At 46.4% G+C, this 24,384-nt stretch carries 24 protein-coding genes and 2 tRNA genes; 13 read left to right on the top strand and 13 right to left on the bottom strand.

What is annotated here, in order from left to right:
• The first annotated feature begins 201 nt into the window (after window positions 1-201).
• Both BLR50_RS12015 and BLR50_RS12010 read left to right on the top strand, forming a co-directional pair.
• Window positions 202-1,176 (top strand): FAD:protein FMN transferase, encoded by a 975-nt coding sequence (locus BLR50_RS12015; protein WP_092642625.1) that lies wholly within the window; start codon window positions 202-204, stop codon window positions 1,174-1,176.
• Between the two features lie 30 nt (window positions 1,177-1,206).
• Window positions 1,207-2,589, top strand: coding sequence for a 4Fe-4S binding protein (locus tag BLR50_RS12010; RefSeq protein WP_092642622.1), 1,383 nt, complete (start codon window positions 1,207-1,209; stop codon window positions 2,587-2,589).
• Window positions 2,590-2,694: 105 nt separating this feature from the next.
• Here the strand turns inward: BLR50_RS12010 and BLR50_RS12005 are convergent, their stop codons facing one another.
• The 7 genes from BLR50_RS12005 to BLR50_RS11975 all read right to left on the bottom strand — a co-directional run bounded on the left by BLR50_RS12005 (window position 2,695) and on the right by BLR50_RS11975 (window position 9,416).
• A complete protein-coding gene (locus BLR50_RS12005; protein WP_092642619.1) occupies window positions 2,695-4,404 on the bottom strand; it encodes a glycoside hydrolase family 2 protein in 1,710 nt (569 codons plus the stop codon).
• Window positions 4,394-5,668, bottom strand: coding sequence for an MFS transporter (locus BLR50_RS12000; protein ID WP_092642616.1), 1,275 nt, complete (start codon window positions 5,666-5,668; stop codon window positions 4,394-4,396). Before BLR50_RS12000 ends, BLR50_RS12005 begins: the two co-directional genes overlap by 11 nt.
• A 169-nt stretch (window positions 5,669-5,837) precedes the next feature.
• Window positions 5,838-6,224 carry a hypothetical protein gene (locus BLR50_RS11995; protein ID WP_092642613.1) on the bottom strand — a complete coding sequence of 129 codons (387 nt, stop codon included), beginning with the start codon at window positions 6,222-6,224 and terminating at the stop codon, window positions 5,838-5,840.
• A gap of 79 nt (window positions 6,225-6,303) precedes the next feature.
• Window positions 6,304-7,434, bottom strand: a complete 1,131-nt coding sequence (locus BLR50_RS11990) for a vWA domain-containing protein (protein ID WP_162840420.1) — start codon at window positions 7,432-7,434, stop codon at window positions 6,304-6,306.
• 31 nt (window positions 7,435-7,465) lie between these two features.
• Window positions 7,466-8,539 (bottom strand): P-loop NTPase family protein, encoded by a 1,074-nt coding sequence (locus tag BLR50_RS11985; RefSeq protein ID WP_092642607.1) that lies wholly within the window; start codon window positions 8,537-8,539, stop codon window positions 7,466-7,468.
• Window positions 8,540-8,780: 241 nt separating this feature from the next.
• Window positions 8,781-8,862 (bottom strand) — tRNA-Lys (locus BLR50_RS11980).
• Window positions 8,826-9,416 carry a tyrosine-type recombinase/integrase gene (locus tag BLR50_RS11975; RefSeq protein ID WP_092642604.1) on the bottom strand — a complete coding sequence of 197 codons (591 nt, stop codon included), beginning with the start codon at window positions 9,414-9,416 and terminating at the stop codon, window positions 8,826-8,828. The genes BLR50_RS11980 and BLR50_RS11975 overlap by 37 nt, the downstream gene beginning before the upstream one ends.
• A gap of 58 nt (window positions 9,417-9,474) precedes the next feature.
• Between BLR50_RS11975 and BLR50_RS11970 the strand changes: the two genes are divergently transcribed.
• The 6 genes from BLR50_RS11970 to BLR50_RS11940 all read left to right on the top strand — a co-directional run bounded on the left by BLR50_RS11970 (window position 9,475) and on the right by BLR50_RS11940 (window position 15,866).
• Entirely contained in the window at window positions 9,475-9,894 is a 420-nt protein-coding gene (locus tag BLR50_RS11970; protein ID WP_092642601.1) for a hypothetical protein, read from the top strand.
• A gap of 58 nt (window positions 9,895-9,952) precedes the next feature.
• Window positions 9,953-11,257 carry a hypothetical protein gene (locus BLR50_RS14740; protein ID WP_242871760.1) on the top strand — a complete coding sequence of 435 codons (1,305 nt, stop codon included), beginning with the start codon at window positions 9,953-9,955 and terminating at the stop codon, window positions 11,255-11,257.
• A gap of 13 nt (window positions 11,258-11,270) precedes the next feature.
• Window positions 11,271-13,808 carry a DEAD/DEAH box helicase family protein gene (locus tag BLR50_RS11955; protein WP_092642592.1) on the top strand — a complete coding sequence of 846 codons (2,538 nt, stop codon included), beginning with the start codon at window positions 11,271-11,273 and terminating at the stop codon, window positions 13,806-13,808.
• Window positions 13,809-13,859: 51 nt separating this feature from the next.
• Complete coding sequence (locus BLR50_RS11950; RefSeq protein WP_092642589.1) at window positions 13,860-14,957, top strand: hypothetical protein; 1,098 nt, start codon at window positions 13,860-13,862, stop codon at window positions 14,955-14,957.
• 4 nt (window positions 14,958-14,961) lie between these two features.
• Complete coding sequence (locus BLR50_RS11945) at window positions 14,962-15,210, top strand: hypothetical protein (protein ID WP_092642586.1); 249 nt, start codon at window positions 14,962-14,964, stop codon at window positions 15,208-15,210.
• Between the two features lie 62 nt (window positions 15,211-15,272).
• Window positions 15,273-15,866 carry an RCC1 domain-containing protein gene (locus BLR50_RS11940; RefSeq protein ID WP_092642583.1) on the top strand — a complete coding sequence of 198 codons (594 nt, stop codon included), beginning with the start codon at window positions 15,273-15,275 and terminating at the stop codon, window positions 15,864-15,866.
• A 603-nt stretch (window positions 15,867-16,469) separates the two neighbouring features.
• On the opposite strand, the gene BLR50_RS11935 is transcribed toward BLR50_RS11940, so the two are convergent.
• From BLR50_RS11935 to BLR50_RS11920, 4 genes are all read right to left on the bottom strand, one after another.
• Window positions 16,470-16,778, bottom strand: a complete 309-nt coding sequence (locus BLR50_RS11935) for a hypothetical protein (RefSeq protein ID WP_092642580.1) — start codon at window positions 16,776-16,778, stop codon at window positions 16,470-16,472.
• Window positions 16,779-16,827: 49 nt separating this feature from the next.
• Complete coding sequence (locus BLR50_RS11930; RefSeq protein WP_092642577.1) at window positions 16,828-17,700, bottom strand: hypothetical protein; 873 nt, start codon at window positions 17,698-17,700, stop codon at window positions 16,828-16,830.
• A 201-nt stretch (window positions 17,701-17,901) separates the two neighbouring features.
• Window positions 17,902-19,530, bottom strand: coding sequence for a protein kinase domain-containing protein (locus BLR50_RS11925; protein ID WP_092642574.1), 1,629 nt, complete (start codon window positions 19,528-19,530; stop codon window positions 17,902-17,904).
• Window positions 19,523-19,981 (bottom strand): helix-turn-helix domain-containing protein, encoded by a 459-nt coding sequence (locus tag BLR50_RS11920; protein WP_143008110.1) that lies wholly within the window; start codon window positions 19,979-19,981, stop codon window positions 19,523-19,525. The genes BLR50_RS11925 and BLR50_RS11920 overlap by 8 nt, the downstream gene beginning before the upstream one ends.
• A 299-nt stretch (window positions 19,982-20,280) precedes the next feature.
• On the opposite strand from BLR50_RS11920, the gene BLR50_RS11915 reads away from it, so the two are divergent.
• A complete protein-coding gene (locus BLR50_RS11915; protein WP_092642568.1) occupies window positions 20,281-21,075 on the top strand; it encodes a leucine-rich repeat domain-containing protein in 795 nt (264 codons plus the stop codon).
• Between the two features lie 566 nt (window positions 21,076-21,641).
• Window positions 21,642-21,848 (top strand): SOS response-associated peptidase family protein, encoded by a 207-nt coding sequence (locus BLR50_RS14890; protein ID WP_092642565.1) that lies wholly within the window; start codon window positions 21,642-21,644, stop codon window positions 21,846-21,848.
• A gap of 111 nt (window positions 21,849-21,959) precedes the next feature.
• Here the strand turns inward: BLR50_RS14890 and BLR50_RS11905 are convergent, their stop codons facing one another.
• Window positions 21,960-22,160 (bottom strand): hypothetical protein, encoded by a 201-nt coding sequence (locus BLR50_RS11905; RefSeq protein ID WP_092642562.1) that lies wholly within the window; start codon window positions 22,158-22,160, stop codon window positions 21,960-21,962.
• A gap of 97 nt (window positions 22,161-22,257) precedes the next feature.
• Here BLR50_RS11905 and BLR50_RS11900 point away from each other — a divergent pair, with 97 nt between their 5' ends.
• Together BLR50_RS11900 and BLR50_RS11895 are read left to right on the top strand one after the other, a co-directional pair.
• Window positions 22,258-22,512, top strand: coding sequence for a type II toxin-antitoxin system HicA family toxin (locus BLR50_RS11900; RefSeq protein WP_092642559.1), 255 nt, complete (start codon window positions 22,258-22,260; stop codon window positions 22,510-22,512).
• Window positions 22,509-22,856, top strand: coding sequence for a type II toxin-antitoxin system HicB family antitoxin (locus BLR50_RS11895; RefSeq protein WP_092642556.1), 348 nt, complete (start codon window positions 22,509-22,511; stop codon window positions 22,854-22,856). Before BLR50_RS11900 ends, BLR50_RS11895 begins: the two co-directional genes overlap by 4 nt.
• A gap of 929 nt (window positions 22,857-23,785) precedes the next feature.
• Here BLR50_RS11895 and BLR50_RS11890 read toward each other — a convergent pair.
• Window positions 23,786-23,861 (bottom strand) — tRNA-Lys (locus tag BLR50_RS11890).
• Between the two features lie 264 nt (window positions 23,862-24,125).
• On the opposite strand from BLR50_RS11890, the gene BLR50_RS11880 reads away from it, so the two are divergent.
• A partial coding sequence (locus tag BLR50_RS11880; RefSeq protein WP_162840410.1) for a helix-turn-helix domain-containing protein occupies window positions 24,126-24,384 on the top strand: 259 nt, incomplete at its 3' end.

Genomic DNA, 24,384 nt, shown 5'->3' with positions numbered 1-24,384 from the left:
ATGCGGTTGTTGTATATCAAAGAATAACCTCTTCACAAACGGGGAAGTACGGGCAAAGGCTTTATAGTCTTTGCCCGTACTTCTTTTTACATTCACTCAATTTTAAAGTCTCATTCAGAAATCCTTTTTATTTTTAACACACTGCAATCACATATCACCGATAAAATATAGACATAGACCAAACAAAGGAGGTTATCTGGTATGAACAAACTCATCTCAATAAGCAAAGGTACCGTCACCTGTCGCTTTGAGGCGCTGGGTACCATCAATGAAATCACGGTGTTCGGCGGCTTCGGGCAAACGCTGCTGGAGGAGGCTGCAGAATGGGTGATGCAGATTAATAACAGAATGTCGCCGTTTATACCGGTTAGCGATATCGCAAGGCTCAACCATAACGCGGGGCTTAAACCAGTTACCGTGCACTTAGAAACCCTTCAGCTTTTAAGAAAAGCAAAACAGATGAGCGAGCTTTCAAACGGAGCGTTTGATATTACGGTACGCCCGCTGATTGAATTGTGGGGAATCGGTAAAAAGCAAAACTACATCCCCTCAAAGCGGGAGATTAATAAGGCCATGAGGCTTACGGGAAGCAAGGATTTAATCCTTGATGAACAAGCCGGTACGGCTTACCTGAAGCGGAAAGGGCAGGCGGCAGACCTTGGCGGTATTGCCAAGGGGTATGCGGCGGATGAGGTAAAACGCATCCTAACCGAGTCGGGTGTAACCGGCGCGATAATAAACCTCGGCGGTAATATCAGCACTATTGGTTTTCGTCCGGATGGAGCTCCTTGGTATATTGGTATCCAAAACCCGCTGGCGGTAACTGGGGAGTATCTAGGAAGGATAACCTGCAAGGATGATACCGTGGTTACCTCGGGTAGCAACGAACGTTTTTTTATGAAGGACGGTATTCGTTATCATCACATCATTGATCCCCGCACCGGCGAACCCGCGCAGAGTGGGCTGCTGGGTGTAACGGCGGTTTGTAAAAGCTCTGCCGAAGCAGACGCGCTCACCACAGCGGCTTTTGTGCTTGGCATGGAGCGCGGGGTAAAGCTCATAGAGCAGTTTAAGGCCGAGGCGGTGTTTTTAACCGAGGATTATAAGGTGTATACCACGAATGGCTTAACAAACCGGTTTGAACTTGTCCCGCTGTTACAGCGAAAGGCTCAATAGTATTTACCTTTGAAAGAAAGGCAATGGAATATGACTACTGCTAATACATCACAGAAAAAGAAGATAACAATTATCCCCATACTCCGAACGGTGATACAGCTTCTCAGCTTTATCCTTTTACCCGGCCTCTATATTGGTGCGTTCAGCGGGCTGCAGCAGATCTGGCAGGGTATTATCAGCGGCAGCTTTAATATAATATCGCTGCTGCCTCAGCTCATAGAGGTGATTACGGTAATCCCCATTACCATTCTGTTGGGGCGTTTTTTCTGCGGGTGGATGTGCGCCTTCGGCGCAATGGGGGATTTGATCTCCGCCGTTTCTCACAAGCTTTTTAAACGTCGCTTCAAGATCAGTGAGCAGGTCGACAAAGCGTTAAAAATGGTGAAATATATCCTTCTTGTATTCATTGTTGTCGGCATTTGGAGCCTGAACACCACCCTGTTTACTGCCGCAAGCCCATGGGATGCCTTCGGTATGCTCTTTACGGTGGGCAAGCTGCCGGATATTGCCTATGTAGCCGCCAATCTGTTGCCGGCACTCATCATTTTAATAGCCATCATCATCGCATCATTCTTTATAGACCGCTTTTTCTGCCGCTATCTCTGCCCGTTGGGTGCGGTGTTCTCCGTCATCTCCAAGCTGCGTGTTACCAGAATTCTAAAACCAAAAGACCACTGCGGTAACTGCCGCGTATGCACCAACAGCTGTTCTATGGGTATCCCGCTTTACAAGAGCGATTCGAATAAATCGGGCGAGTGCATCAACTGCTATAAATGTGTTTCTGCCTGCCCGCGTAGCAACGTAACCGCCGCAGTGCTTGACAGTGATGTACGCCCGGTGCTGGCGGGTTCAATGGCTGCAATCACCATGGCCGGTATCAGCTACGCCGGCAGCTTTGCCACCAGCCTTTCTGCGGCGGATATTACCGTGAACCAGTCGGCATCGAGTGCAGATGTTGCCGAAACCTCCTCCGCAGCTCAAATCGCAAGCTCTTCCTGGCTTTCCTCTGAACCTGCAGCGGAAAGCAGTTCTTCACAAAAGGCGGCTGCCGAATCTTCCGCCGCACAAGCCAGCAGCGCCACAGCAAATTCGTCCTCCGAGCGGGCGGTGTCGTCGCAGGCAGAACCTGCGCAGACCAAAACCGGTAAATATAAAGACGGCACCTATCAAGGCTCCGGTACCGGTTTTAGAAGAGGAACTACTACCGTTTCCGTTACCGTACAGAATGGGGAGATTACCGATGTTCAGGTTCTCTCCTACGAAGATGACCGCCCGTTTTTCAGCCGCGCGTATTCTACCGTGGTTGAGGAGATTATCAGCCAGCAGAGTACTCAGGTAGATGCCGTTTCGGGCGCCACCTTCAGCAGCCGGGGCATTATGGCTGCTGTGGCCGATGCGTTAAGCAACGCTTAAATTAGATAATTCACTTCATTTTGAGATCCTTCCGATAAATTATGCCTAAAAAAGAACCGCCGTGTAGTCAGCACGGCGGTTCCTATGCTATGAGTAATTTGCTACTTATCGCTCCGTTAATCTCTTATTAATAGTGCGTATCGCCTCAATCGGCAGCTTTACAATCTTGCGGTCGTAGGTAATCAGCCCGTTCAGCTCATCCTCCACATCGGTAAGCTGGGTGTATACAGTGGCACACAGTCCCTGCTTCTTGGCGGGAAGAATCTCCTCGTTGTATAGCTTCTCATAGGCTTTCAGTAAATCCTCAGCGGTTTCATAGCGCTTATAGCCGAAGTCCTTCTCATTAAAGCTGTGGCCCGGTACGCGGAAGTTATAGCCCCCGAATTCCGAGAGCACCACCGCACGTCCAAGCTTGTCGGGCTTAAAGCGGTAGCGCTTGTAATACACATGCAGGCTTTTCAGTTCGCCGATGTGCTGGTCATGCCAGCCGCTGGCGTGGTCGATGGTGCGGGTGGTATCTGTCGCCAGAATCCGCTCCACCGCCTTGGCGGCGTCAAACTGTCCCCAGCCCTCGTTAAAGGGAACCCACATCGCAACAGATACAGTGTTGTATAGGTGGCGGAGCATCTCATCGAGCTCCTGATAGTACTGCTCACGCCCCTGTACATCATCACGAGCAAAGCTTTTATAGCGGTTATCCTTAAAATGAATACCCGTAATAAGGGGAGAGCTAATGGTAAAGAGGTTATACTGCCCGCCGCCGCTGACCATATCCTGCCACACCAGCATGCCGAGACGGTCACAGTGGTAATACCAACGCAGCGGCTCGATTTTGATATGCTTGCGCAGCATGTTAAAGCCCATATTTTTGGCGGTTTGAATGTCAAAGATCATTGCTTCGTCTGAGGGAGGAGTATACATGCCGTCGCTGTAATACCCCTGGTCAAGCAGCCCGTTATGAAAGTACGGTTCGTTGTTTAAAAACAGGCGCCTAACCCCATTATTATCGGAACCCACCGAGAACTTGCGCATGCCGAAGTAGCTCGCTACCCGATCATCCCCCATTGTAACGGTAAGATCGTATAGATGGGGATTTTCGGGTGTCCACGGTATAAAAGAGGGCAGGGGGATTCTTACAGGCTCGTTTGCCGTAAACGCCGCAGTTATGTCGCCAATCTGTGCGGTACAGGGAAGTTTTTGTGTGGAAATTACGGTCAACTCCACCGCGCTTTCATCAAACAGCGGGGTGATGCGTAAGGATTCTATATAATGCTCCGGTACGCTTTCAATCCAAACGGTCTGCCAGATGCCGCTCTGTGCGGTATACCAGATACCGCCGCGCTTGCTTTTCTGCTTGCCTCTGGAAAGGGAACAGGTATCGCTGTAATCACGCACCTTCACCAGCAGGGTGTTTTGTTCCTTTAGGTAGGCGGTAATGTCCGCAGAAAACGGGGTATATCCGCCGATATGAGAACACACCTCCGTACCGTTTATGTATACCGTGGCAATCTGATCCACCGCACCGAAATGCAGCAGCACACGCCCTTGGTTAAAGCCATCGGGCAGCCGGACTATACGGCGGTACCATAACGTTTGAGAAGGCAGCAGCGCGCGGTTTACCCCGCTGAGCTCGCTTTCGGGCGAGAAGGGAACCAGTATCTCACCGTCAAAGGTATTGGGAGCCTCCTCCGTTTCGGTGATGGCATATTCCCACCCGCCGTTAAGGTTTATGTAGCTATCCCGCCGCAGCTGCGGTCGGGGGTATTCCTGTAGGATATGGTCTTTACCTAAAGCTTCACCCCATTTAGTTTTCATGGCCGGTTCTCCGTTTCAGCAGCATTATCGGTATAATTGCAAGCAATAATACCAGCGCCGCGGCAAGAAAGATGGCGGGGGTGGGTACATTCTTGGTTACACCTAAGTCAACATAGGTGCTGCCGCTGTTTTTGATTACCGCGGCGCCGATGGAAGGGCCGATGATCATGGGCAGCAGTACGGCGAATATCATGCGTATGCCCTGAAAATGCCCTACCTTATCGGCAGGTGTATGGTCGCGCACCGTTGCTGAAAGCGCTGCCAGCACCAGCATGTAGCCAGACATCATCACCGAACCGGCAATAATTACGGGAACCATACCGTTTACAAGAAACATCCCAATAAGCCCCGCCAGCATAACGCCGAGTGCGGGCAGTGCAAACCTTAGCTTGCCGATTTTATCTATAAACCGCCCGCCAACTACGCTGACAATGGACGCTATAATCAGCACCACCCCCAGCACGATGGCGTAGGCATCTATCTTTAAATAGTTCTGTATGTAGATAATAAGGTACGGAAAGAATACCTGCACAGCCACCGAGAACAACCCCAAGGAGCAAAGCGCCAGATACAAAAGCGGGTTTTGCCGGATTACGCTTGGCTTAAAGCCGTAAAGCAGGTTTGCGACACTGCTGCCTTCCGACTTTTGTACGTTAGGCTCCTTTAACAGAAAGATAGAAAGAATGCCTGTGGCGGTAACCAACAAGCCAAAGATAAAAAAGAACTCCTGCCAGCGCCCCTGCCGGGTCATACCGTCAAATGCACCGAAGATAATAAGCATCGAGATAAGCGGCAGGATGCTGAGCACCGACTCTGCCTTTCCGCGGTTCTCTTTGCTGGTAACATCCGTTACATAGGCGTTAAATGCCGTATCGTTGGCGGTGGAGCCGAAGAAGGTCATAATACAGTCGGCTATCACCACGGCCATGGCGGCTGTCGCTGCCGCGTTGGCGGCGGGGAACCACCTGCTTATATTCTGTACACTGATAAACCCAAACATGGCGGTGGATAGCCCCCAAAGGATATAACCGCCGCAGATGAACAGCTTGCGCTTGCCAAGCTTATCGGAAAGCACACCCATCAGCAGTGTGGTGATGGTAGCCGCAGCAGCACTGGCCGCAACCATCGCCGCTATGTAGGCAGGGTCGGTGGAGATAGTGTTATAGAGGAAAACATTGAAATACATGTTCTCAATAGTCCATGCAAACTGCCCGACTAAACCAATCAGGATAAAGGATGCCCAGATGCGTTTTGCTAGTTTCATGATGTTTCAGCCTTTCCGATTCAGCAGTAATTTTTAGCGGTACTCCTTTATGGACTCCTTTCCTCTAAGGTATCACAAATGTTGGTACAAAACAAGGATGAACAAGGTAGTGGGTTTAAATATAAGCAAAACGTGTACTCCACTGGTGGGAATACACGTTTAATCCTGTTTATGCGTTGGTATCGCTGGTAATATGAAGCTTGATACCGCCTGCGGTTTCAAGGTCGGCTTCAAAATACATAATCTGTATGAAGGTGGTATAAACACCTTTAAAAAAGAGCTTTCCGCCAACCGAATCACCATAGCGCTGCTTTAATTCATTCAGCATCTTGGTGGGGTCATCACTCAGCTTTCGCTCGGCGGCGCTGCCAAAATCCAGTGTAACATAGTCTTCCTGAATGTTAATGCCGGCGGCTTGAGAAACCAGTGCGCTAAGCTCGCTTGCACTGTAGCCCAGCAGCGGGCGCAGCACGCTGTCTTTTCGCAGCAGCTCAAGCGTCGCTTCCTTTTTACCGATTCGCAGCCAGCCGCCGGTAAGGTAATATTCCAATACCATGTTAATCCCGCCTTATGACAATGTGTTAAGTGGTATCTGTGCCGAAAGACACCAATGTAATCAGCCCAAAGTATGATTGCTACTCAAACGTCACACTGTAACCATAGGGTGCAGGCTGCTTACCGCCCTTGGTAAGTACCCAGAGTACCCTTTGGCTTGCGTGCTCGGGCGCGCTGCCGTCACCGTCGGTAAAAATAACGACGAGGGAAACCTTTAAACGGCCTGCAAGCGCAAAAACCGGCCTGAAGTCGGTTCCGCCGCTTTTCTCGCGCCGTCTTACCTGACGATACTCCTTAGCGGCCTTGGGTTCGGTGCATTCGGTATCAAATTCAGTAACCAGAATCTGTGCGTTGGTTATGCGGTTCACGGTCATCAGCTCGTTAAAAAAGGTTTGCAGCTGGTCGTTAGAGATTGAGCCGCTTTCGTCCAGCGCAATCAAAACATTCAGCCCCACAGTTCTTTTGCTGCCGGGGTAGCTGTCGTAACGGCGGGATTCCCGTTTGTAGGTCGCCCGGGCTTCCATACGCCCTCTGCCGGTTAAAAAGCGTTTGAACATCGTCTTCCAGTCTATCTGAGCCTGCTCGTAAACCGTATCCAGCTCACCGCTCAGGTTTGTCGGCAGTTCCCCGCCCAAATGCGCTTCATCAATCAGCTCGCGAAGCTGGCTTTTGAGCGCCTGCTCGCTCATCTGAGAGGCATTCTCTTCGGTCTGCAAATCGGCTTCAAACAGGCTTTTGCTGTTGCAGCGAAGGGTAACCGATTCCTCATGCTTTATAAAGCTGAAGGTGTCGGTCAGCAGCTTGGATAGCTGTGTATAATAGTACTCGGCACTTTTGTGCCTTTCCAGCTTCTGCCCGATCTCCCGCTCCATCCTCTCGGTGGTTGCCGCGTCGGGCAGCAGCATCTCGGGCGGCAGGCAATCATTCACCGCCATATCACAGCAAACCGCCCAAATCAGCGGGTCACGCTCGCCGCAGCGCAGGGCGTGCAGCAGCAACAGGTGCAGCAGCTCGTGCATAAGCGCACCCATAGCCTGCGCGTCAGAAAGCCCCTCAAACCATTCCTTGTTGTAGTGAAGCACCGGGTAAGGGAACAGGTTCATCTTTGTTTTTGCTACCGTCTTGTTTTCGCGCAGCGAAACAGCGGCGGCAAGCGAGCCATAAAAGGGCTGGCTCAGCAGCAGCTTCATCACCGAATCCTGCATCCGCATGGTCGTTCCCCCTGATTGTGTCATTTCATTATTATGATAGCAGCTGCAATATCTGATTGGAAAGCGTACTGAAGATGCTGGTTTGCTGCGCTATACCAAGGAACAGCTCCGGCTTTGCGTCTGCAAGCAGTTTAAAGAACAGCAGCTGAACCTCCTCGGGCAGATCGCTTAGCATAACATCAAGGTTCTTACATTGTATTTCGCTTCCGTCCAGCAGTGAAACCACCTTTCTCAGCACAAGGCTGAGCATATCCAGTCTGCCGCCCTCCGTAAGCTTTGCCATCTGTGGGCGTACCGCGTTGTAATCGGTAACTAGCTGTTCGGCTGACGGGATGGTATACTCCCGGTTTTTAAGGTAGCCAAAGAACGATGCGGCAGTCTCCGGCCCTAGAATACCCGAAATCAGCTCCTGCATCAGCTTTTCGGGCAGTGAACAGTTATTTAAAAGCTGCTGAACCCGTGACCAGCCGCGCGGTGTCGGGGATTTTGAGGTAGCGGTGCTGTCGGCAGCCTTCTTAACACGCAGCAGCATATCGGGGCAGGCCGTAAGGTAATCCAGCACATCATCGCAGGGGCCGTTTTTCAGGGAGTAGGTGATATAATCGTCAAGATTTGCCGTAATCTCAATTGCAGTAAAGCGGTCGAGCATGGCGTCATCCAGAGAATTAACGGCGTAGTTCAGCGTGTCGGGGTTCATGGTCACCCCGATTTTCCAGCCTTCCGCGAGCTGGTGGCCATTAATCTTGCGCTCCAGCAGCAGGGGATAAAGAACCGAAACCGTATCGGTCGGCACGCGGTTAATTTCCTCCAGCACCAGCAGGCCCTTTTCGGGGAAGATGCCCTCCGCAACGGCAGTGCAGGTGGGTAAAAACTGCGGGGCAAGGTAGCGCGTAATGCCTTTTTCCCGGTCTTTATCGGGCAGCCCCATAAAGTCCGGGCCCTCCATCGCGGCGGCGTAAAGCCCCATATAGCCGATATCAAGTTCCTGCGCGCATTGCTGAAAAGCGGAGGTTTTGCCCACACCACGCTCGCTCACCAGAGCCGTTACGCAATCGGTGTTTTTATAAAGCTCAATAATGCACTGTTTTGCTTCGCTGATTCTCATTTCGTATCAAAACCTTTCTGTCTTAAGTCACTGAAAAAGCAGTCCTGTGGTACGTTAAATTTTTAACATATATAGCTGCGTCATTGCCGGCAGCCTAATGTTATATGGGGTGGTTATAAGTAAACAGTACAAACAAACTGCATTTATTATATACTTTTAAAGCAACTAAGTCAATTTATACCAAAAGTATATGCGGGTAGATTATGGGTAAAAAAAGAAGACCATTTTCAGGTCTTCATACTGGTGAACCATCGGAGATTCGAACTCCGGACACCTTGATTAAAAGTCAAGTGGATGGTTCTACCAGTGAAAGAGTATAATCCATGTTTTGAGCAAAATCCCCACTAGCTTTTAGTATTTCTGAATCATTTATTGTATCGTAAACCCGTAGAACCATTTCTAGCGTTTCATCTCCCATTAGCGCCTGTACAATTTTAGGTTCAATTCCTTGGCGTAATGCTCTTGTGCAAAAATTATGACGGAACCTATATAAGTTAAAGTCCTTATAATCATATCCATTTTTGCTTAATTGACGCTTATAAATTTGAAAATAGTATTCGGGTAAAGCTAATTGGCCATCTACTCCACAAAACAGGAAATCCTTCATACTTTTTTTAGTTTTTAATTCAATGATCCGATCATTGCTTTCAACATAATCTATCCATTCACGGATTACGTGTAATAATAAATCACTTACCTTTAGTATTCTGAGCCGACAAAGTTTCTTGCCTTTTCTTTCATTCTTCAGATTAGTTATTATCGGTATAGGTTTGTCAAATCTTCGCTTTTTAATATCAGTTGTTATTGAATAACTTAAAGTCCTTTCTATAGCTGAATACTTTGCGGGTAAGAACAAGAAAGAGGTTGAGGAAATCATCGTTGAGGCGCTTATGCTGTATCATGCAGCGAAAAAAGAGAAGGAGGCAATAAACTGAATGCAGAATCAAAACATTCCAATCAATGTCGGTGACACCCTGTTTATTGAGCATGGTGACGGTCAATGCATTGAAAGTCGCGTTCTTGACAAGGCAATCCAGAGTAATTCAACTTATTTCTATCTTGACTGCCCTGATAAAAATAAGTGGATTAATGAAAATGAGCTTGGTAAAACCATTTTTACTCCAGAGCAGTACAGGCAGAAGCCAAGTGTTTCAAAAGAGCGAGAGGATGAACTGCAGGAGTTGTTTTGGGCAGAAACGAACGAAGAATGGACGCAGGAATGGCGAGACAACCTGACCAAGGACGAGCAGAAGCTTGTAGACAAATGGGACGCCGCTTACAATAGGGGCGTTAAATCCATATGTGAAAAGATACTGGAGTTGGAGAAGTCAAGATCGGCACCACAAATGTTCTGAGTAACATTTTAGAATTCCCTTTTCATCCCAATATGATATAATAACAACGGAGGCACTCATGGCAGAAAAACGACAGGATACCCTGATGAGGCTGCTCAATGAAACCTTTCTGAGAATCAACTCATCGGAGGCAGAGCTTACACAATTTCTTTCTTTCATCGGAAACGTCTACAAATATCCCTTTGTCCAGCAGGTGCTAATTTACGCTCAGCGCCCCGATGCAACTGCCGTCGCCCCGATGAACGTGTGGAATGACAAGGTCGGCAGACGCATCCAGCGCGGCTCCAAGGCTATCGCGGTGCTGGATACCCACTATGATAAGGTCATCAACCTATTTGATCTCAGCGATACCTATGGCCCTATAGAGACCATGCCATATGTGTGGGAACTCAGAGAAGAAAATATCAAGCCTGTACTTGAGATCTTTGAGGTGGAGGAAGCTCACCCACCGGTGTACCTGCTGCAAAATTCGCTGCTGGATAAGATCGCTTTGACCGGATTATCTGAAACGGGTATGAGCTGTATCTACAAAGCAGTATGTAATCGGATCGGCATGAATGTATCGACCCAGTTTCCATCAATACTCAGTTTCAAGGAGTTCATCCAAGTATCCACTGAGATACAGAGCATATTAAGAACCATCGAACAAGCAGTAAAGGACTACGAAAGGAGAAGTCATCATGAGCAGCTTAACCTATACGGAGAAGGACGGCCTGCTGTACCCGAACCTGACCGCGGGAACACAGACGACGGAGGAACTCGGGAAGTACGCAGTGATCGCCCGCAAATACCTTCTGGAGGAGAAGTTCAACCTGTTTCAGGAGTGGATGGGAGAGAACAAACTGAACGACTATCTTCAGAAACTGGACATTCGCTACAGAACACTACGGTCAGATTTGATGGAAAGACTTCAACTGGAACATCCCTTTCAGGAGAACGGAGAGTTTCTGAGCAAAGCGCAGTACCTGAATCAAATCTTTCAGCAGGCCGAGGAGATATTACTGGCACAGCTCACCGAGGAACTTCAAGCCCTGTAAAGAACAACACCCCATTTAAGCCGGATACGATTACTTCACAATCCAGCCTCTTTGATACCGGCTTTGATGTAACGGAAGATACCATTTATCTTGCCGCGGCCAACGTTACACTTACTGAGATCAACGAGGAGATTGGCAGGTACGAGAAAGACTTTGACTCCGGTGCTATCCTTACCTTTAGTCAAGGCGAGGAATGGGATGCGCTGGAGCAGGAACGGGACAGAATCCTGAGTACGCTGCCCAAACCACCGGCAGCAGAACAGAACGAGCCTGTAGCTGAAGCACCGATAATTCCACTACAGCCCATAAAGTCGCAACCACAATGAGCACTTCAACAACATCCGTCTGCGGGAGTATGACGGAAGCAATCTCATCCTGCCGGGTATTAACCCCGGTATCAAGCTGTATGACCATCAAAAGAACGCCGTCGCCCGTATCAAAAGCGGACAGAACACGTTGCTTGCCCACGTAGTGGGCGCGGGTAAGACCTTCAGCATGATTGCAGGAGCAAAGGAGCAGCTGCGTGTGGGATTAGCCTCGAAGGTGGCCTTTGTGGTGCCAAATCATCTGACCGAACAGTTCGGTGCAGATTGTTTGGTACTCTACCCAAGCTTTAAGGTGATGATTGCAAGCCAGAAGGACTTTGATCGGCAGAACCGCCAGACCTTTTTAAGCAAGATTGCCACTGGGGATATAGAGGCGGTGGTGATGGGTCACTCGCAGTTTGAGAAGATCATGATGTCCCCTGATTATCAGAAGCAAGCCATCCAGAATGAGCTTGATGAGATCGCCTTTGCGATTGAGGATATGAGGGAGGATAAGGAGGGCCGAAGCTATACTGTTAAGCAGATGGAAAAGCTGCGGGCAGGGCTTTCAGAGCAGCTTAAGTCACTCAATGACGCCACCAAGAAAGATGATCTGCTGACCTTTGAGCAGCTCGGTATCAACTCTTTGTTTGTAGATGAGGCTCACTACTACAAAAACTGTGCGATATTTTCAAAGATGCGTAACGTGGCAGGTATCTCAAACGCCAGAGCAAAGAAATCCTCCGACATGTTGATGAAGTGCCGGTACCTTAGTGAAATTGGCGGCTGCGTTACCTTTGCCACCGGCACACCTATTTCAAACAGCATGGCCGAGACCTATGTCATGCAGCGGTATCTGCAAAACGACGATCTGTTGGATATGGATATCCGACATTTCGATGAATGGGCGGCGCAGTTCGGCGAAACCGTCACTACCATGGAGGTAGCCCCCGAAGGCAATGGCTACCGCCCGCGTACCCGATTTGCGAAGTTCTACAACATGCCCGAATTGATGACTGTATTCCGCAAGGTAGCCGACATCCGAACCTCTGATATGCTCGACCTCAAAGTTCCCAAGGTCGCAGGAGGCAAGCCAACGGTGGTTGTATGCCCACCATCACAGGAGCTGTTGTTCTTCATTAAGGAAAGCATCCCACGCGTTCAGGCCATCCGCGATGGCAACGTGAAGCCCACCGAAGATAACATGCTCAAGTTCACTAGCGATGCGCGCAAGGCCGGAACCGATATGCGGCTGATTGACCCCGATTGTGAATATGACTTGAATGGCAAGGTGGCGCAATGTGTAGAAAAGATATTCAAACATTACACGGAATCAGCGGAAGATAACGGTGTACAGGTTATTTTCTCCGATTTCAGCGCGCCCAACAGCAGCTTCAACATCCCGGATGAGTTGATATTCCGGTTGATTGAACGCGGTATCCCATCAGAACAGATCTGCACGATTTGGGACACCGATAACCCAATTAAGCGTGAGGAGATGTTTGAGCAGCTGCGTAACGGTGACAAAAGAATTCTCATCGGCTCCACTCAGAAGTGCGGCGCGGGTACCAACATCCAAAAGCGCCTGATTGCACTGCATCATATCGACTGCCCCTATCGTCCCTCTGATATCGAGCAGCGTGAGGGGCGTATCCTCCGCCAGGGCAACGATTACCCCGAGGTATATATCTACCGCTATGTAACCGAAAAGAGCTTTGACAGCTATCTGTGGCAGATTGTAGAGCAGAAGCAGCGATTTATCTCACAGATCATGACCTCAAAAAGTCCGTCGCGAACCTGTGAGGATGTGGACGAAGCGGTTCTTTCTTTCGCAGAAGTAAAAGCCATCGCCAGCGGCGATCCAAGAATCAAGGAGAAGATGGAGGTGGATGCCGAGCTTGCACGTATGCATACCCTCCAGTCCGGTTACAAGCAGCAGAAGTACACGCTACAGGATGAAATAGCCCTGCGGTACCCCAAGGCAATAGAAACGAGCAAGAGCCACATAAACCTCCTTGAGGCTGACATTGCCCTTGCGAAGGAGAACGCTACCGAAGAATTCAGGATGACTATTTACGGCAATAGTTACGCCGAACGCGAGAAGGCGGGCGAGCTGATCCGCGCGGTATGCGCCGGGGTGTTGGGTGAGGATCGTGAGTTCGGCAGCTATGGAGGTTTTAAACTGTATGCCAGCAAAAAGGATATGTTTGATAAGACAAGGGTGGTGATAAAAGGAGCTGGGATCCATGAAGCCGAAGTCAGCGAGGATAATGTGGGCACGGTAAGAAGAATAGAGAATGTCGTACAGGGGCTTGCCAAGGCGCTGGAGTATGAAAAGGCCAATCTTGAACAGCTCAATAAGTCGCTAAGTGAAGCCAAGGAACAATTTGAGCAGCCGTTTGAGTATGTAGAGCGTATCGAGCAGCTGATTAAGCGCCGGACAGAGCTGACCTGCGAGCTTGACCTAAACAACAAGGATGAGCTGGTTTCAGAGGACGCGCCGGAGACCAATAAGCCTACTGAGATTAAACAGCCGATACCACAAAGGAACATGTCCCCTGAGATGATGTGATAACAGGCACCTGAATAGGGTGCTTATTTTTTATGAAAGGATGTTATGTAAATGCTAAAGTCAATAGAAGTCGAACGATGGAGTGAGCCGAACGAAAAGCAGCAAGTGAAATCTCTCGGTATGATTAAAGCGCAGGACGCGTTTAATCAGCTTGAAAAGCACCTGAAGGAGCAAGGGCTGCTACCGGATGAGTATTTTCTTTTCTCACCGGAGAATTTCACTAGGAATGACGGCGAGCTACCAGACTTTGTCGAAGCTCTGTGCGATACTGATTTTGGCGGAAGCGAAGGTATATACCTCGATATTTCCCTTAAATATGAAGAGGATGGTAAATACCGATTCGTGCATTTCGCCACTGGCAAGACCCTCGGTGAAACCACGGAGGCCTTTTATTGCATGGCGCGGATCGGCGCGGAGTGCTCTATGATGCTCAACGGACGCGGTAACAACATCATGAACAATCTTGACCGTGCGAATAGGCAGAACGAATTCCTTAAGGTTTTGGAACCACACCTCATGGCCCTCGGCGTAACCTATGACAAGAAGGTTACGGGCAAGAAGGAGGATGTTCAGCTCTCCCTGCATGGTGCGCAGATCGGGTATATTGATGCTTCGGAGGATAACACCTTGTACCTGAAGCACAATGAAGCGGATGAGCCGGTGTTTGATAAAATCAAGCAGACTTTTCGTGACACGATGGAAGCCTTTGAGGCCTACACCTCGGCGATGCCACTGGAGGTTGAGGACGAATCCGCCCAAACCTATCGTAAACTTAGTGAACTGAACGGTATTGTGCTTGCTGCAAAGATGATGAAAGACAACACCCTCCAGTTTGTTACATGGAGAAGAAGCTCGACAGGTGTTAACAACGGCAACTATACCCGAAACTATCAATCGGCCAAAGAAGACTTCGCACTGCGCTCCGAGATGATTGATAAGCAACGGCTTTTTAGCGATGAAGAATTAAAGCTGATTCAGTCGGCGCTGGATACCGCACAGCGTTTCGGACAGATTTCTAAGGAACCGATGACCTTCGACGAGGAAAGAAAGCTTATAGATCTCTCGGAGAAGATAGGAGAGCTGTTACCGAAGGAAGTAAAGGCTGTCGGAGAGAGTCCGGCCGTGCAGTCATCGCCCATGGGATACTAAGGCTATGGCGGGCAAGATTCCGCACGTTGAGCTTACGAGTGCCTACGGCGACGGCTTTCACCACATACTCGGTCAAATCAGTGATGACCTTTGGAGCGGTGTGCCGCCTGACAAGGTGCGAAGGCGTATGAACGAAGCGGTGGAGGCGCTGCCGTATCACATCCTAAAGCAAGAACTTCAGAGGGCTGCGGAACGATGGTTTGATATCGTGTTGCAGAACATCCCCGCCGCTCCGGAGCAGATGAAGATATAAACCAACTTATAAAGGTTTGTATAAGTAATTCAAATTAAACATTAACAGAAAGGGCAAGAAGCATGAGAAAAACAGTATCCCTATTCCTGTGTGTACTGATGACTTTATCTTTTTTACTGGCAATGCCTGTCGCAGTACATGCAGAAGACAGTATCCCGATCTCGCAGTTCGTAGCTGATAACCATGTGCTCATGACCCGCGCCGATGGGCGATTCATCGGCTGGGGTGACAACACCCACGGCCAGCTGGGGCTTGGCGCAAGCGGAGCCACCAGTTACACCAAGCCCATCGAAATCACCTTTTTTAAAGACAAGGGCAAGATTAAACAGATTGCCGCAATCAAGGACGTCAGCTTCGTACTGATGAACAGCGGGGAGCTGTATAGCTGCGGCAGTGGTACCTACGGTAAGCATGGTCAGGGCGATACCTACGACAGAAAAACGTGGGGGCTTGTATCGAGCAGCATAAAGTTTAAAAAGCTGTATACAAACAGCGCCGCTGAGTTTGTTTTGGCAGAGGATCTCAGCGGCAGCCTTTATGGGTGGGGCAAAAATACCGATGGCCAGCTTGGCCTTGGTGATACAAACGCGCGCACCAGTCCGTCACTTGTAAAAGAAAGCGCAAATATCAAAGAGTTATGGTTGGGTGAAACCTAAATTTATTGCGATATTCTAGAGTAAAATTCCTTCGCTTTATGAGACTACTCAGCTCAATACGCTTAAGAACATGTCCAACGATTACAAGAAACACCAATATCACAATAGGAATAATCCGATCCATAATATCTCACCCCTTAAGATATATAAAATATATTGTTATATTATGGTCAAACACACAATGGCGTCATGCGTTATTGGTATGTTCCTAGGTAAATCGATCTTCGTATAGTTTGCAATTTGAAATAGAGTAGCAGGAATTTCGTATTATTTTAAACAACCTAGAAAATTCGAACTTCGTGTAATGGTACCTATGCTACTGTTTGGCGAATTGAGTATAGTTGCAGTGAGCTCTTGTATGCCCGATTTCGTGCTGACTATATAACCTGCCGTGGATGAAATTCTTATCTTTTTTAAGAACACCATGTAAAATGAGCGCAAGTTGTAATTACACGAACTTGAATTGAGACCACAATTTTAATTATACTTCCGTACTTTTCCTATGTCAAACATTGTATTTATACGAATAATATAGTCGATGTTAAATAGCAAAGCTCCCCCGGATTACGAGGGAGCCTGATTGTTTTGACTGGAAAATTAGATTTACAGTAGCGGCGCGACGATGGGCAGGATAATACACGCGGCCATTACAATACACGATATCACAAAGCTAATGGTGTTTATCGGTTTTATCCACTTTCGCCGTGCCAGATCTTCAGGACATTTCTTTTTAATGTATAAGGTGTAAGCGCCGATTCCCCATACGACCGCTCCAAGCAATATGGAAATGATTCCACCTGGGCCCACGTCAGGTTCTGTGAGCATAAAAAGACCTGCCATAACTAGGATTACACCAACAATAATATTTACAATCGCAAACCCTTTCTGCCCTTTTGAGTTCTTTTCTGCCATCATCAACACCCTTTCAAAATAATGTATATCCATTGTTCTTGATACAAAGTTACTGAACGGATATATTGAATATCTCCGCAGAAGCTGCTGGTGAATTAAATTCCTCGCGCCGGGTTATTGCCGGTGTTAGGTCATAAGGATACCAATACTTTCCCGCTTTAATAAATACACTTGTTACATGAAGTTCAAGGATTGCAGAAATCATGTTATACTGTTTGTTGTTAGCATCTGACCGGGAAAGGACGTCACTGTAGCTGATTGTTGCGCATAGCTCTAAAACACCGGGGTAGATTTCGGTACTGTTTTCAATTCTGGTTGATTTTAACGAACTTGCTTCTTTCCATTCACCCGGTGGCTCCTCGCGCGCAGGCAGGGAGGTTTCATCCATAGCCAGTGACAGTACTGTCCGAAGCTCATTGATGTAATCTCCGATATTGTTTCTGTCAAAGGCTATAGCAGATGGTACTGCGCGTTCCAGGGTACCAAGCGCGTAGTTAAGCTTGCCAAAACGAACGCCAACCGCGTCTTCTCCGAAGTAGGAGGTTTCCCATACCCATTTAAGTGAATCTTCTGGCTTTTTCTTTCTTCCGGAGCGAAACAATTTAGTAAGGTTATAGATAGCAAATATTAACGAGACCGGAGCAGCAACATAAGCTCCCCCAAACCCGAAGAATAAAACGCCGGGGCCAACAAAACTCGTAATCACCCACTGCCCGAAGAACCAAAGAAAAACGGCGCCAACAAGCCCGATGGCAAACCATTTTAGTGAATCTTTAACTTCTTCGATACTGACAGGTTTTTTATTAAACGGAATTGCTGTCAGGCTTCTGGCTTCCTCCTCAGTAGGACGGTTTCCTGTAATATCAAAATGTACCGTCTTCGGTTCGCCATTCTTCGGATAATAATAATTTGCATTAGCCATACTGTTGCCTCCTTAATAAGTGTAAGAGTTGAGAGTAACACCTTTCTAAATAACCACTGGTTTGACATTCTCTCCTTGCAGCTTGTGCCGATCAACTTATACATCCGAATTCTAATATTTTGACAAATTTAGCATAACAAATAGAAAGAGCCCATAGGTATGCAAGCTGCATACTTTTGGGCTCTCAATCAAATAAAACAGTTATGAATAGGTGATACTGAATTTTGCTTCTTGTAAATCTTTCTGTGCGGCTGGTCGAAGGTCCTCGTCTAAATCGACATCTCTGAGTTGCGGAAGCTTCATCAGCGACGATAAGTTACCATCCGCAACATTACTCAAACTGATCTGCTCAAGTTGCGAGAATTTCTCAATACCGATGAGATTTTTTATAGGCGCCTGCTTTAAAGAAAGATTCTTAAGGTTGTTTATCCCCTTGAACGCAGAGAAGGAGGTAACATATGTTTTCCCCACATCAATATTCTTCAGCATAGGGCAGCCAGACAGGGCCGAAAGGTCAGATACGCGGGTTTCAAACAAATATAATTCCCGAAGTGAATTCATAGAAGCTAGCGGTGATACATCCTCTACTGGGTTGTGTTTAAGATCTATCTGCTCCAAAGTATGAATATTGCTAAGTGGCGTCAAATCACTGATGTTTTCTAATGCAATATTAAGAATTTTAAGATTCTTCAGCTTTTTCAGATCCTCTAGTGTAGTAAGATTACCCTTTTTCACCATGCCGTCGCTTTTGGCCATATGACTGCCGACAGCAATATATTCATCACAATTTCTGACCACTTGATCGCCGAATATGTATAGCTCGGTTACATTGGTTAGATTATTTTCGGTGATTGGTTCATCGTTTTGTTTCTGTAGCATAAGACGCACTGCCTGTTCAATGAGCGGCTCTCTAAAGGTAACACCTGAGCTTACAGAAACAGCCGGAGAAAATTCGGTATAACGTCCTAAGTAAAAGCCGATACATAGAAAAAGAATGCATGCCAGACAGCTGTAACCCCAACGCAATGCCATTTTTAGTCTGTGACCATCAACGTTAATCAGGGCGTATTTTAATTTGACAGCAGAAGAATAACGTTTTTCTGGTGAAAAGCATGTGCATTTTTTGATAATCCGCCGCAGCCTCGCATTTGTAATTTTAGAAAGCGCGGTTTTTGTGTCGGATTCACCAGTCAACAACCAACACAGTAGTATCCCGGTAGAAAAGATATCCGCGCGGCTATCTGTTTGTGAAAAACCGTATTGCTCCGGAGGAGCAAAGTTCTTTGTTCCAAAGAATATCGTATCTTCCCGCGCGGCCTCGTCAAATACACGGGAGATACCAAAGTCGATTAATCTTAAAGTACCGTGAGTATCTATAATAAGATTCTGAGGCTTGATGTCCCGATGAATTACAGGTGGTTTTTGTGAATGAAGATAGGTAAGAATATCACAGAGCTGTTTGGCTATAGAGAGAATTCTCTCCTCCGAAAGCCGATTCTCCACCGCATATTGGTCAAGTGTTATCCCCTCAAGATACTCACGCACTACGCACAGCATCTCATCATTGTGGTATTCGCCTATAAAGGCTGGCAGTCCCGGATGATGCAAATTCTTCAGCAGTTCGTTTTCGGTAGTATGCGAAAGAAGAGCCTTATCAGTATAGCATTTTGCCACGTAGTAATGACCCGATTGTCTATCCTTTACAAGCAGTGTTTCTCCGGCCTCGTTGTGTGCAAAGCATTCTATAGCTTCATACGTTGCAAGAAAATCATCAGGATAGTGGCTGTCGTCAAAGCTGCGTAAAAACTCTTGAACAAACGCGTCAACCATTTTTCTCTTCACCGCCTAAAAGAGTTTGGCTCAATGCCTGTAGAACACTCTGTGTTTCCAGAATATCTTTGTGGTTACTTAGACTATAAAGGATTATGGCATCACGTTTAATCTTGGGGTAGAGAGCGCTTTTCTGCGCGAGTTTCAGAAGCTTTTGCGTATCCTCCACGTTAAGGTTAAAGCCAAAGGCCAGTTGAATAACCTTATCCCGTGACGGTTTACGCGTTCCGTTGAACAGCTGATGTCCATATGTACGATCAATAGCTGCTTTTTTGATAATCTGCTCCGGAACCAGACCTGCTTCGTGACACAACTCTTTTAAATATGCAGGAAACTGAGGGACATCCATAGCATTAGCATGGCATTCAATAAAGTTATCCAAATCAGGTGCTTTGAACAGTCTGCGAAGCAAAGTACTCGTTCTAACATTCTTGCCGATAGTCTGCGCCACCTGCAACATCCCCCTGTCTGTCTTTTCCTATGAAGTTGATTTTGGATATGAGAACGAATAGTGCATGCTATACTGCTACTTATTAATCCAAACATTTTTTACTTAGTTAAGGATTGCAGTACTACCAGTATATCCGTTTTTTTCTATAGATTCAAGGATACAGCCCTATAATGAGCCATTGAAGAGTTATTGGCTATGTAGGGAAACCCTCACGACGTGTGCATTCTGCATACCACTGCGTTCACCTATTGGTATATAATTTAACTGTATTATATTCCAGAATAAAGGGAGGACAACCAATGAAAAGAGTTTGGTGCATAGCCTCGGCTTTTCTGCTTCTGCTTTCAACAGCTGCATGTGCCGCTCCTGCAGGTAACACTAACATCGAATTAAATTCCAGCAAGCTCGCAAGTCAGGTTTCCGAAGCAAAACCAGCTTCTGAAGCTCCAAAAGTTATCGTATTCAGTGACGCTGCGCTGGAGGCAAAGACTCGCCTGGTGATGAATAAACCAGTCGGGGATATCACTTTGGCGGAGGCTGCCGAGGTTACATCACTTGATCTCAGCAATAAGGACTTTGATGATGCGAATAGTAAAAATGGTGGTATAAAAAGCATTGACGATCTGCAATACTTTACAGGATTAACGGAACTAAGCATTGCATTTAACAATGTAAGTGACCTATCGCCGATTTCAAAACTGACTAATCTAAATACTTTAGATATCAGCGGAACGATCGTTGAGGAACTATCTCCTCTTATAGATTTAAAAAGCATGAGATGTTTGATTTTCTGTTGGTTACACGGTGATAACGATGTACCGAAGGGAATAGGAAGCCTAGATGCCTTATCGGGAATGGAAAACCTTGAGAAGATAGACGCGAAGAATGCGGGTATAACAGATGTGTCCGGTTTAACTGATTTGCCAAAGCTGTGGGAAGTACAACTTAATGACAATCAGATAACGGATGTAAGCCCGCTTGCAAACATTAGTACGCTTAAAACTTTATTGCTTAAGGGAAATCCGGTAACAGATTTCAGCTCGCTTAAGGAGATTTATATCAAGCTTAAAGCTAAAGATTTTGAACTGAAATAATTCCGGCAGATTTAGTGCGATTTTGAGTTGTTCTTTAGCTCCTATACGAATTGGTTTGATGGGTTAATAAAAAGATTAAACGAGTTACACAATCAATAAAAAGATTATTAAAATGCGCAGTTCTGGGAATTATCAGAACTGCGCATCATTTGCTTGACATAAGGGAGGGGCGACTTCGCATTATTTTAGCTGATTAGGGGTAAGACGAACTGCGCGTTATGGTACTAAGCTAACGTTTGGTGAGCTGTGTGTATGCTAATGATACGAGAGCCTTAATATATAAGCAATTTTACTTGTAATTGATATCAATAAGTGTAGAAACAACTTTGAGTATATAAAAAGGATAGAGTTATCACAATTAAGTCTCAAAAGTAGGAATAATCGACTAAATCCATTATACTCTTCCATAAATACCAAGTCAATTTATACATATAAATAGGCTCGAAGACTACACACTGAAAATCTGGACGCTGTATCCAATATAAGAGTAGTGAGGTAATCGCCATAAAATACACTGAAACGATACAAGAAAAGCGCACCTTTAAAGATGCGCTTCAATTCAGGCGATGTATAATACCCTCGACGGTTTTTTTGAATGGTCGCTTGATTTCGCGAAGAAGAAAGGGAAGTACCTTTTCAACGCTCCCGACAGCTCAATGCTCTACACGACGGGGCTGTATAACCCTATGCCCCGTGAAGAGCTACCTCAATATATGATTCTAACTACCGCGGACCACGATTCTATGCGGAGATTCATGACAGTATGCCGGTGATTCTGCGAGAAGATGAAATTGTAGAGTGAATTTAGCAGCCATAATTTGTAAAAACGGCTTTGAACCGGATTCAGTTTCAACTAAGCAAATTGCGGGATAAATAATTCCGTCTTATTTTTGTGTATTATCTTTCGATGCAAGCGTTATCACCATACCAAGAGCTTCGCGCATAATCTTGTATTCGGCTTCTTCCATTATGACAATCTTCTCCGATTTTCCGACATCAACACAGTAGATGTCACCAGCGGAGAGAATTTCACGAACTATCTCATCAGTACCGGCTTTGAATTGATCCAAGGATACTTCTTTCATTATGCACCTCTTATTCTTTCTTCTAAAACCATATAGCAACTAATAGTAGTTGCATTTTAACTCAAACAGGTATATATTAAAGGTAGGCGGTGATGACATGAGCAAAAAGGAAAAGCTAATAGCCCGACTATTAAGTAAGCCGAAGGATTTTACATTTGCGGAATTGACCGCATTACTTAATTGCTTTGGTTATCAGCAAGTGGTCACAGGCAAAACCGGAGGTTCAAGAGTAGCATTCGCAAATGGTGGTAACGACTATATCCGGCTCCATAAGCCCCATCCAAGGAATATACTTAAGCCGTATCAGGTTGAAGATGTCATTACTGCATTGAAAGAAAGGAATCTGTTATGAATAGCTATCTTCATTATAAAGACTATATTGGAAGTGTTGTCTTCTCAGAAGATGATGAAGTATTTCATGGCAAAGTCATCGGTATTAAGGACTTGCTTTCTTTTGAGGGTGATAGTGTAAGTGCTCTTATTGAGGATTTTCACGATGCCATTGACGAATATCTTGAGTATTGTAATGAAAACGGTAAGAAGCCAGAGAAACCGTTTAAAGGATCATTTAATGTTCGCATTCAGCCTGATCTGCACCGTGCAGCTGCTCTCGCGGCATCGGCCAGCGGGAAAACCCTAAACGCCTTTGTAGAAGATGCTATAAGGTTGAATATAATCAATACAGAGCAACAATAGAATATTACAATAATTTCTTGCAATCCATATCGTAATATGCTAAACTAGCATTAATCAACAAAATCCCCCCATAGCCTGTACGCTGTTGAAAGCAACGCACAGGCGTGCGCCAGTAAGATGTGAGAACCATCTTAAAGACTTATGGAAGGTGTTTTGCGTGCTATTATTATAGCACGAAGACATACACTCGAACAAGCCTTTTAGATGTTCTCCTTCAAAAAAGACATCTGAAAGGCTATTCTTTTACTTGAAACGCTTGTCGCGTTCAAGATACATCCCAGCAACCTGTGTCGAATTTACTGTCACACATTGGCTGCTGTGTGTTGCAGATAAAAGCTACATGCCAATTCTGCAACCGAGTTATGTAATTGCACCTTGACAAGACGGCGGAAGGCACAATAAATTGAGATGCGGTTACATCTCAATTGTGAACCACCGCTAACAAGAGCATGATAAGCTCATTTAGCTATGCGTGGTGGTGAGTAACTGCCGGTCTTCGCTTCAATGTGAATACTCACCATATTGGAAGTGAATCACCGTAGCGACAGTATAGGCAACGCCACGACTACCTGAGGGCAAAAGCGGAAATAAGAGAGGAGAATCTTCCGGCCCTTCAACTCGATGACATCAAAGGTACGAGCGATAAATTGCCTGTTGCAATGATACGCATAGTGAAATAATGATAACGACCGGTGACGGCTGCTCATAATAATGAGGGGAGAATCTGTGATATTCGCTACTTTGGTGAAGGGCGGTAATGCGGAGCTGCGTGACCTTGAAAAAGGCGGTTTATCATGCTAGTTTAAAAGGTAATGAGTACTTGATTTTTAGAGCAGGGTATGAGACCCATGCCTTGCTCTAAAATATAAAAATACTTGTATATATCACACAAAGACCTATCACTAGGCCTCCGTGTAATGTATGCAATGTGGTGAACCATCGGAGATTCGAACTCCGGACACCTTGATTAAAAGTCAAGTGCTCTGCCGACTGAGCTAATGGTTCATATCATTTTTTGGCACAATTAAGGCGCTCTTGTTAAAGCGCTTGTTTATTATAGCAATTGCACAGACGATTGTCAACACGATTTTTGAATTTAAAGCCCATTTCAGCCCCGTAAGAAGGGTAAAGTCCTGTGTGACGCAGAAATCTATTGGCTTACGAAATATTCGTATATCCATAAAAAGCAGCCGGCTGCAAATTTGATATGCTCCCTTTATGAGAGACAGTGAAATAACAAACACTGTTCATCATGAAGGGAGTATTTTTATGCCACAAAAATCTAAAATAGAGGTTACTGAAAAAGTTAAAATCACTCGAGAGTATGTATCTGGGAAAATTTCAAGAGAGGAAGCCGCCAGACGAGCCAAGGTTGCACCTGCATCAATAGCCAGATGGGCTCGGATATATCGACAGGAGGGTGCTTTGGGTCTTGCCCCGACAAAAAAGAACCGCGTTTACAGCTCCGAATTAAAGAAGAAAGCTGTCTTGGAATATCTTGCTGGCGGATGTGGTCTGCACACTATCT

Origin of the sequence: Acetanaerobacterium elongatum (assembly GCF_900103835.1) — a bacterium.
In the GTDB taxonomy this organism is placed as follows: domain Bacteria; phylum Bacillota; class Clostridia; order Oscillospirales; family Ruminococcaceae; genus Acetanaerobacterium; species Acetanaerobacterium elongatum.
This window is presented reverse-complemented; position numbering and strand designations above follow the sequence as displayed.

Coding starts and splice junctions, on each gene's coding strand:
- BLR50_RS11990 (WP_162840420.1), bottom strand. CDS start 7,434: ATGCGGATGCAGGATTCGGTGATGAAGCTGCTGCTGAGCCAGCCCTTT.
- BLR50_RS12000 (WP_092642616.1), bottom strand. CDS start 5,668: ATGAAACTAGCAAAACGCATCTGGGCATCCTTTATCCTGATTGGTTTA.
- BLR50_RS11945 (WP_092642586.1), top strand. CDS start 14,962: ATGGCGGGCAAGATTCCGCACGTTGAGCTTACGAGTGCCTACGGCGAC.
- BLR50_RS11940 (WP_092642583.1), top strand. CDS start 15,273: ATGAGAAAAACAGTATCCCTATTCCTGTGTGTACTGATGACTTTATCT.
- BLR50_RS12015 (WP_092642625.1), top strand. CDS start 202: ATGAACAAACTCATCTCAATAAGCAAAGGTACCGTCACCTGTCGCTTT.
- BLR50_RS11925 (WP_092642574.1), bottom strand. CDS start 19,530: ATGGTTGACGCGTTTGTTCAAGAGTTTTTACGCAGCTTTGACGACAGC.
- BLR50_RS11905 (WP_092642562.1), bottom strand. CDS start 22,160: ATGAAAGAAGTATCCTTGGATCAATTCAAAGCCGGTACTGATGAGATA.
- BLR50_RS12005 (WP_092642619.1), bottom strand. CDS start 4,404: ATGAAAACTAAATGGGGTGAAGCTTTAGGTAAAGACCATATCCTACAG.
- BLR50_RS11950 (WP_092642589.1), top strand. CDS start 13,860: ATGCTAAAGTCAATAGAAGTCGAACGATGGAGTGAGCCGAACGAAAAG.
- BLR50_RS11975 (WP_092642604.1), bottom strand. CDS start 9,416: ATGATTTCCTCAACCTCTTTCTTGTTCTTACCCGCAAAGTATTCAGCT.
- BLR50_RS11985 (WP_092642607.1), bottom strand. CDS start 8,539: ATGAGAATCAGCGAAGCAAAACAGTGCATTATTGAGCTTTATAAAAAC.
- BLR50_RS11995 (WP_092642613.1), bottom strand. CDS start 6,224: ATGGTATTGGAATATTACCTTACCGGCGGCTGGCTGCGAATCGGTAAA.
- BLR50_RS14890 (WP_092642565.1), top strand. CDS start 21,642: ATGTATAATACCCTCGACGGTTTTTTTGAATGGTCGCTTGATTTCGCG.
- BLR50_RS11970 (WP_092642601.1), top strand. CDS start 9,475: ATGCAGAATCAAAACATTCCAATCAATGTCGGTGACACCCTGTTTATT.
- BLR50_RS11915 (WP_092642568.1), top strand. CDS start 20,281: ATGAAAAGAGTTTGGTGCATAGCCTCGGCTTTTCTGCTTCTGCTTTCA.
- BLR50_RS11900 (WP_092642559.1), top strand. CDS start 22,258: ATGAGCAAAAAGGAAAAGCTAATAGCCCGACTATTAAGTAAGCCGAAG.
- BLR50_RS11930 (WP_092642577.1), bottom strand. CDS start 17,700: ATGGCTAATGCAAATTATTATTATCCGAAGAATGGCGAACCGAAGACG.
- BLR50_RS11895 (WP_092642556.1), top strand. CDS start 22,509: ATGAATAGCTATCTTCATTATAAAGACTATATTGGAAGTGTTGTCTTC.
- BLR50_RS12010 (WP_092642622.1), top strand. CDS start 1,207: ATGACTACTGCTAATACATCACAGAAAAAGAAGATAACAATTATCCCC.
- BLR50_RS14740 (WP_242871760.1), top strand. CDS start 9,953: ATGGCAGAAAAACGACAGGATACCCTGATGAGGCTGCTCAATGAAACC.
- BLR50_RS11935 (WP_092642580.1), bottom strand. CDS start 16,778: ATGGCAGAAAAGAACTCAAAAGGGCAGAAAGGGTTTGCGATTGTAAAT.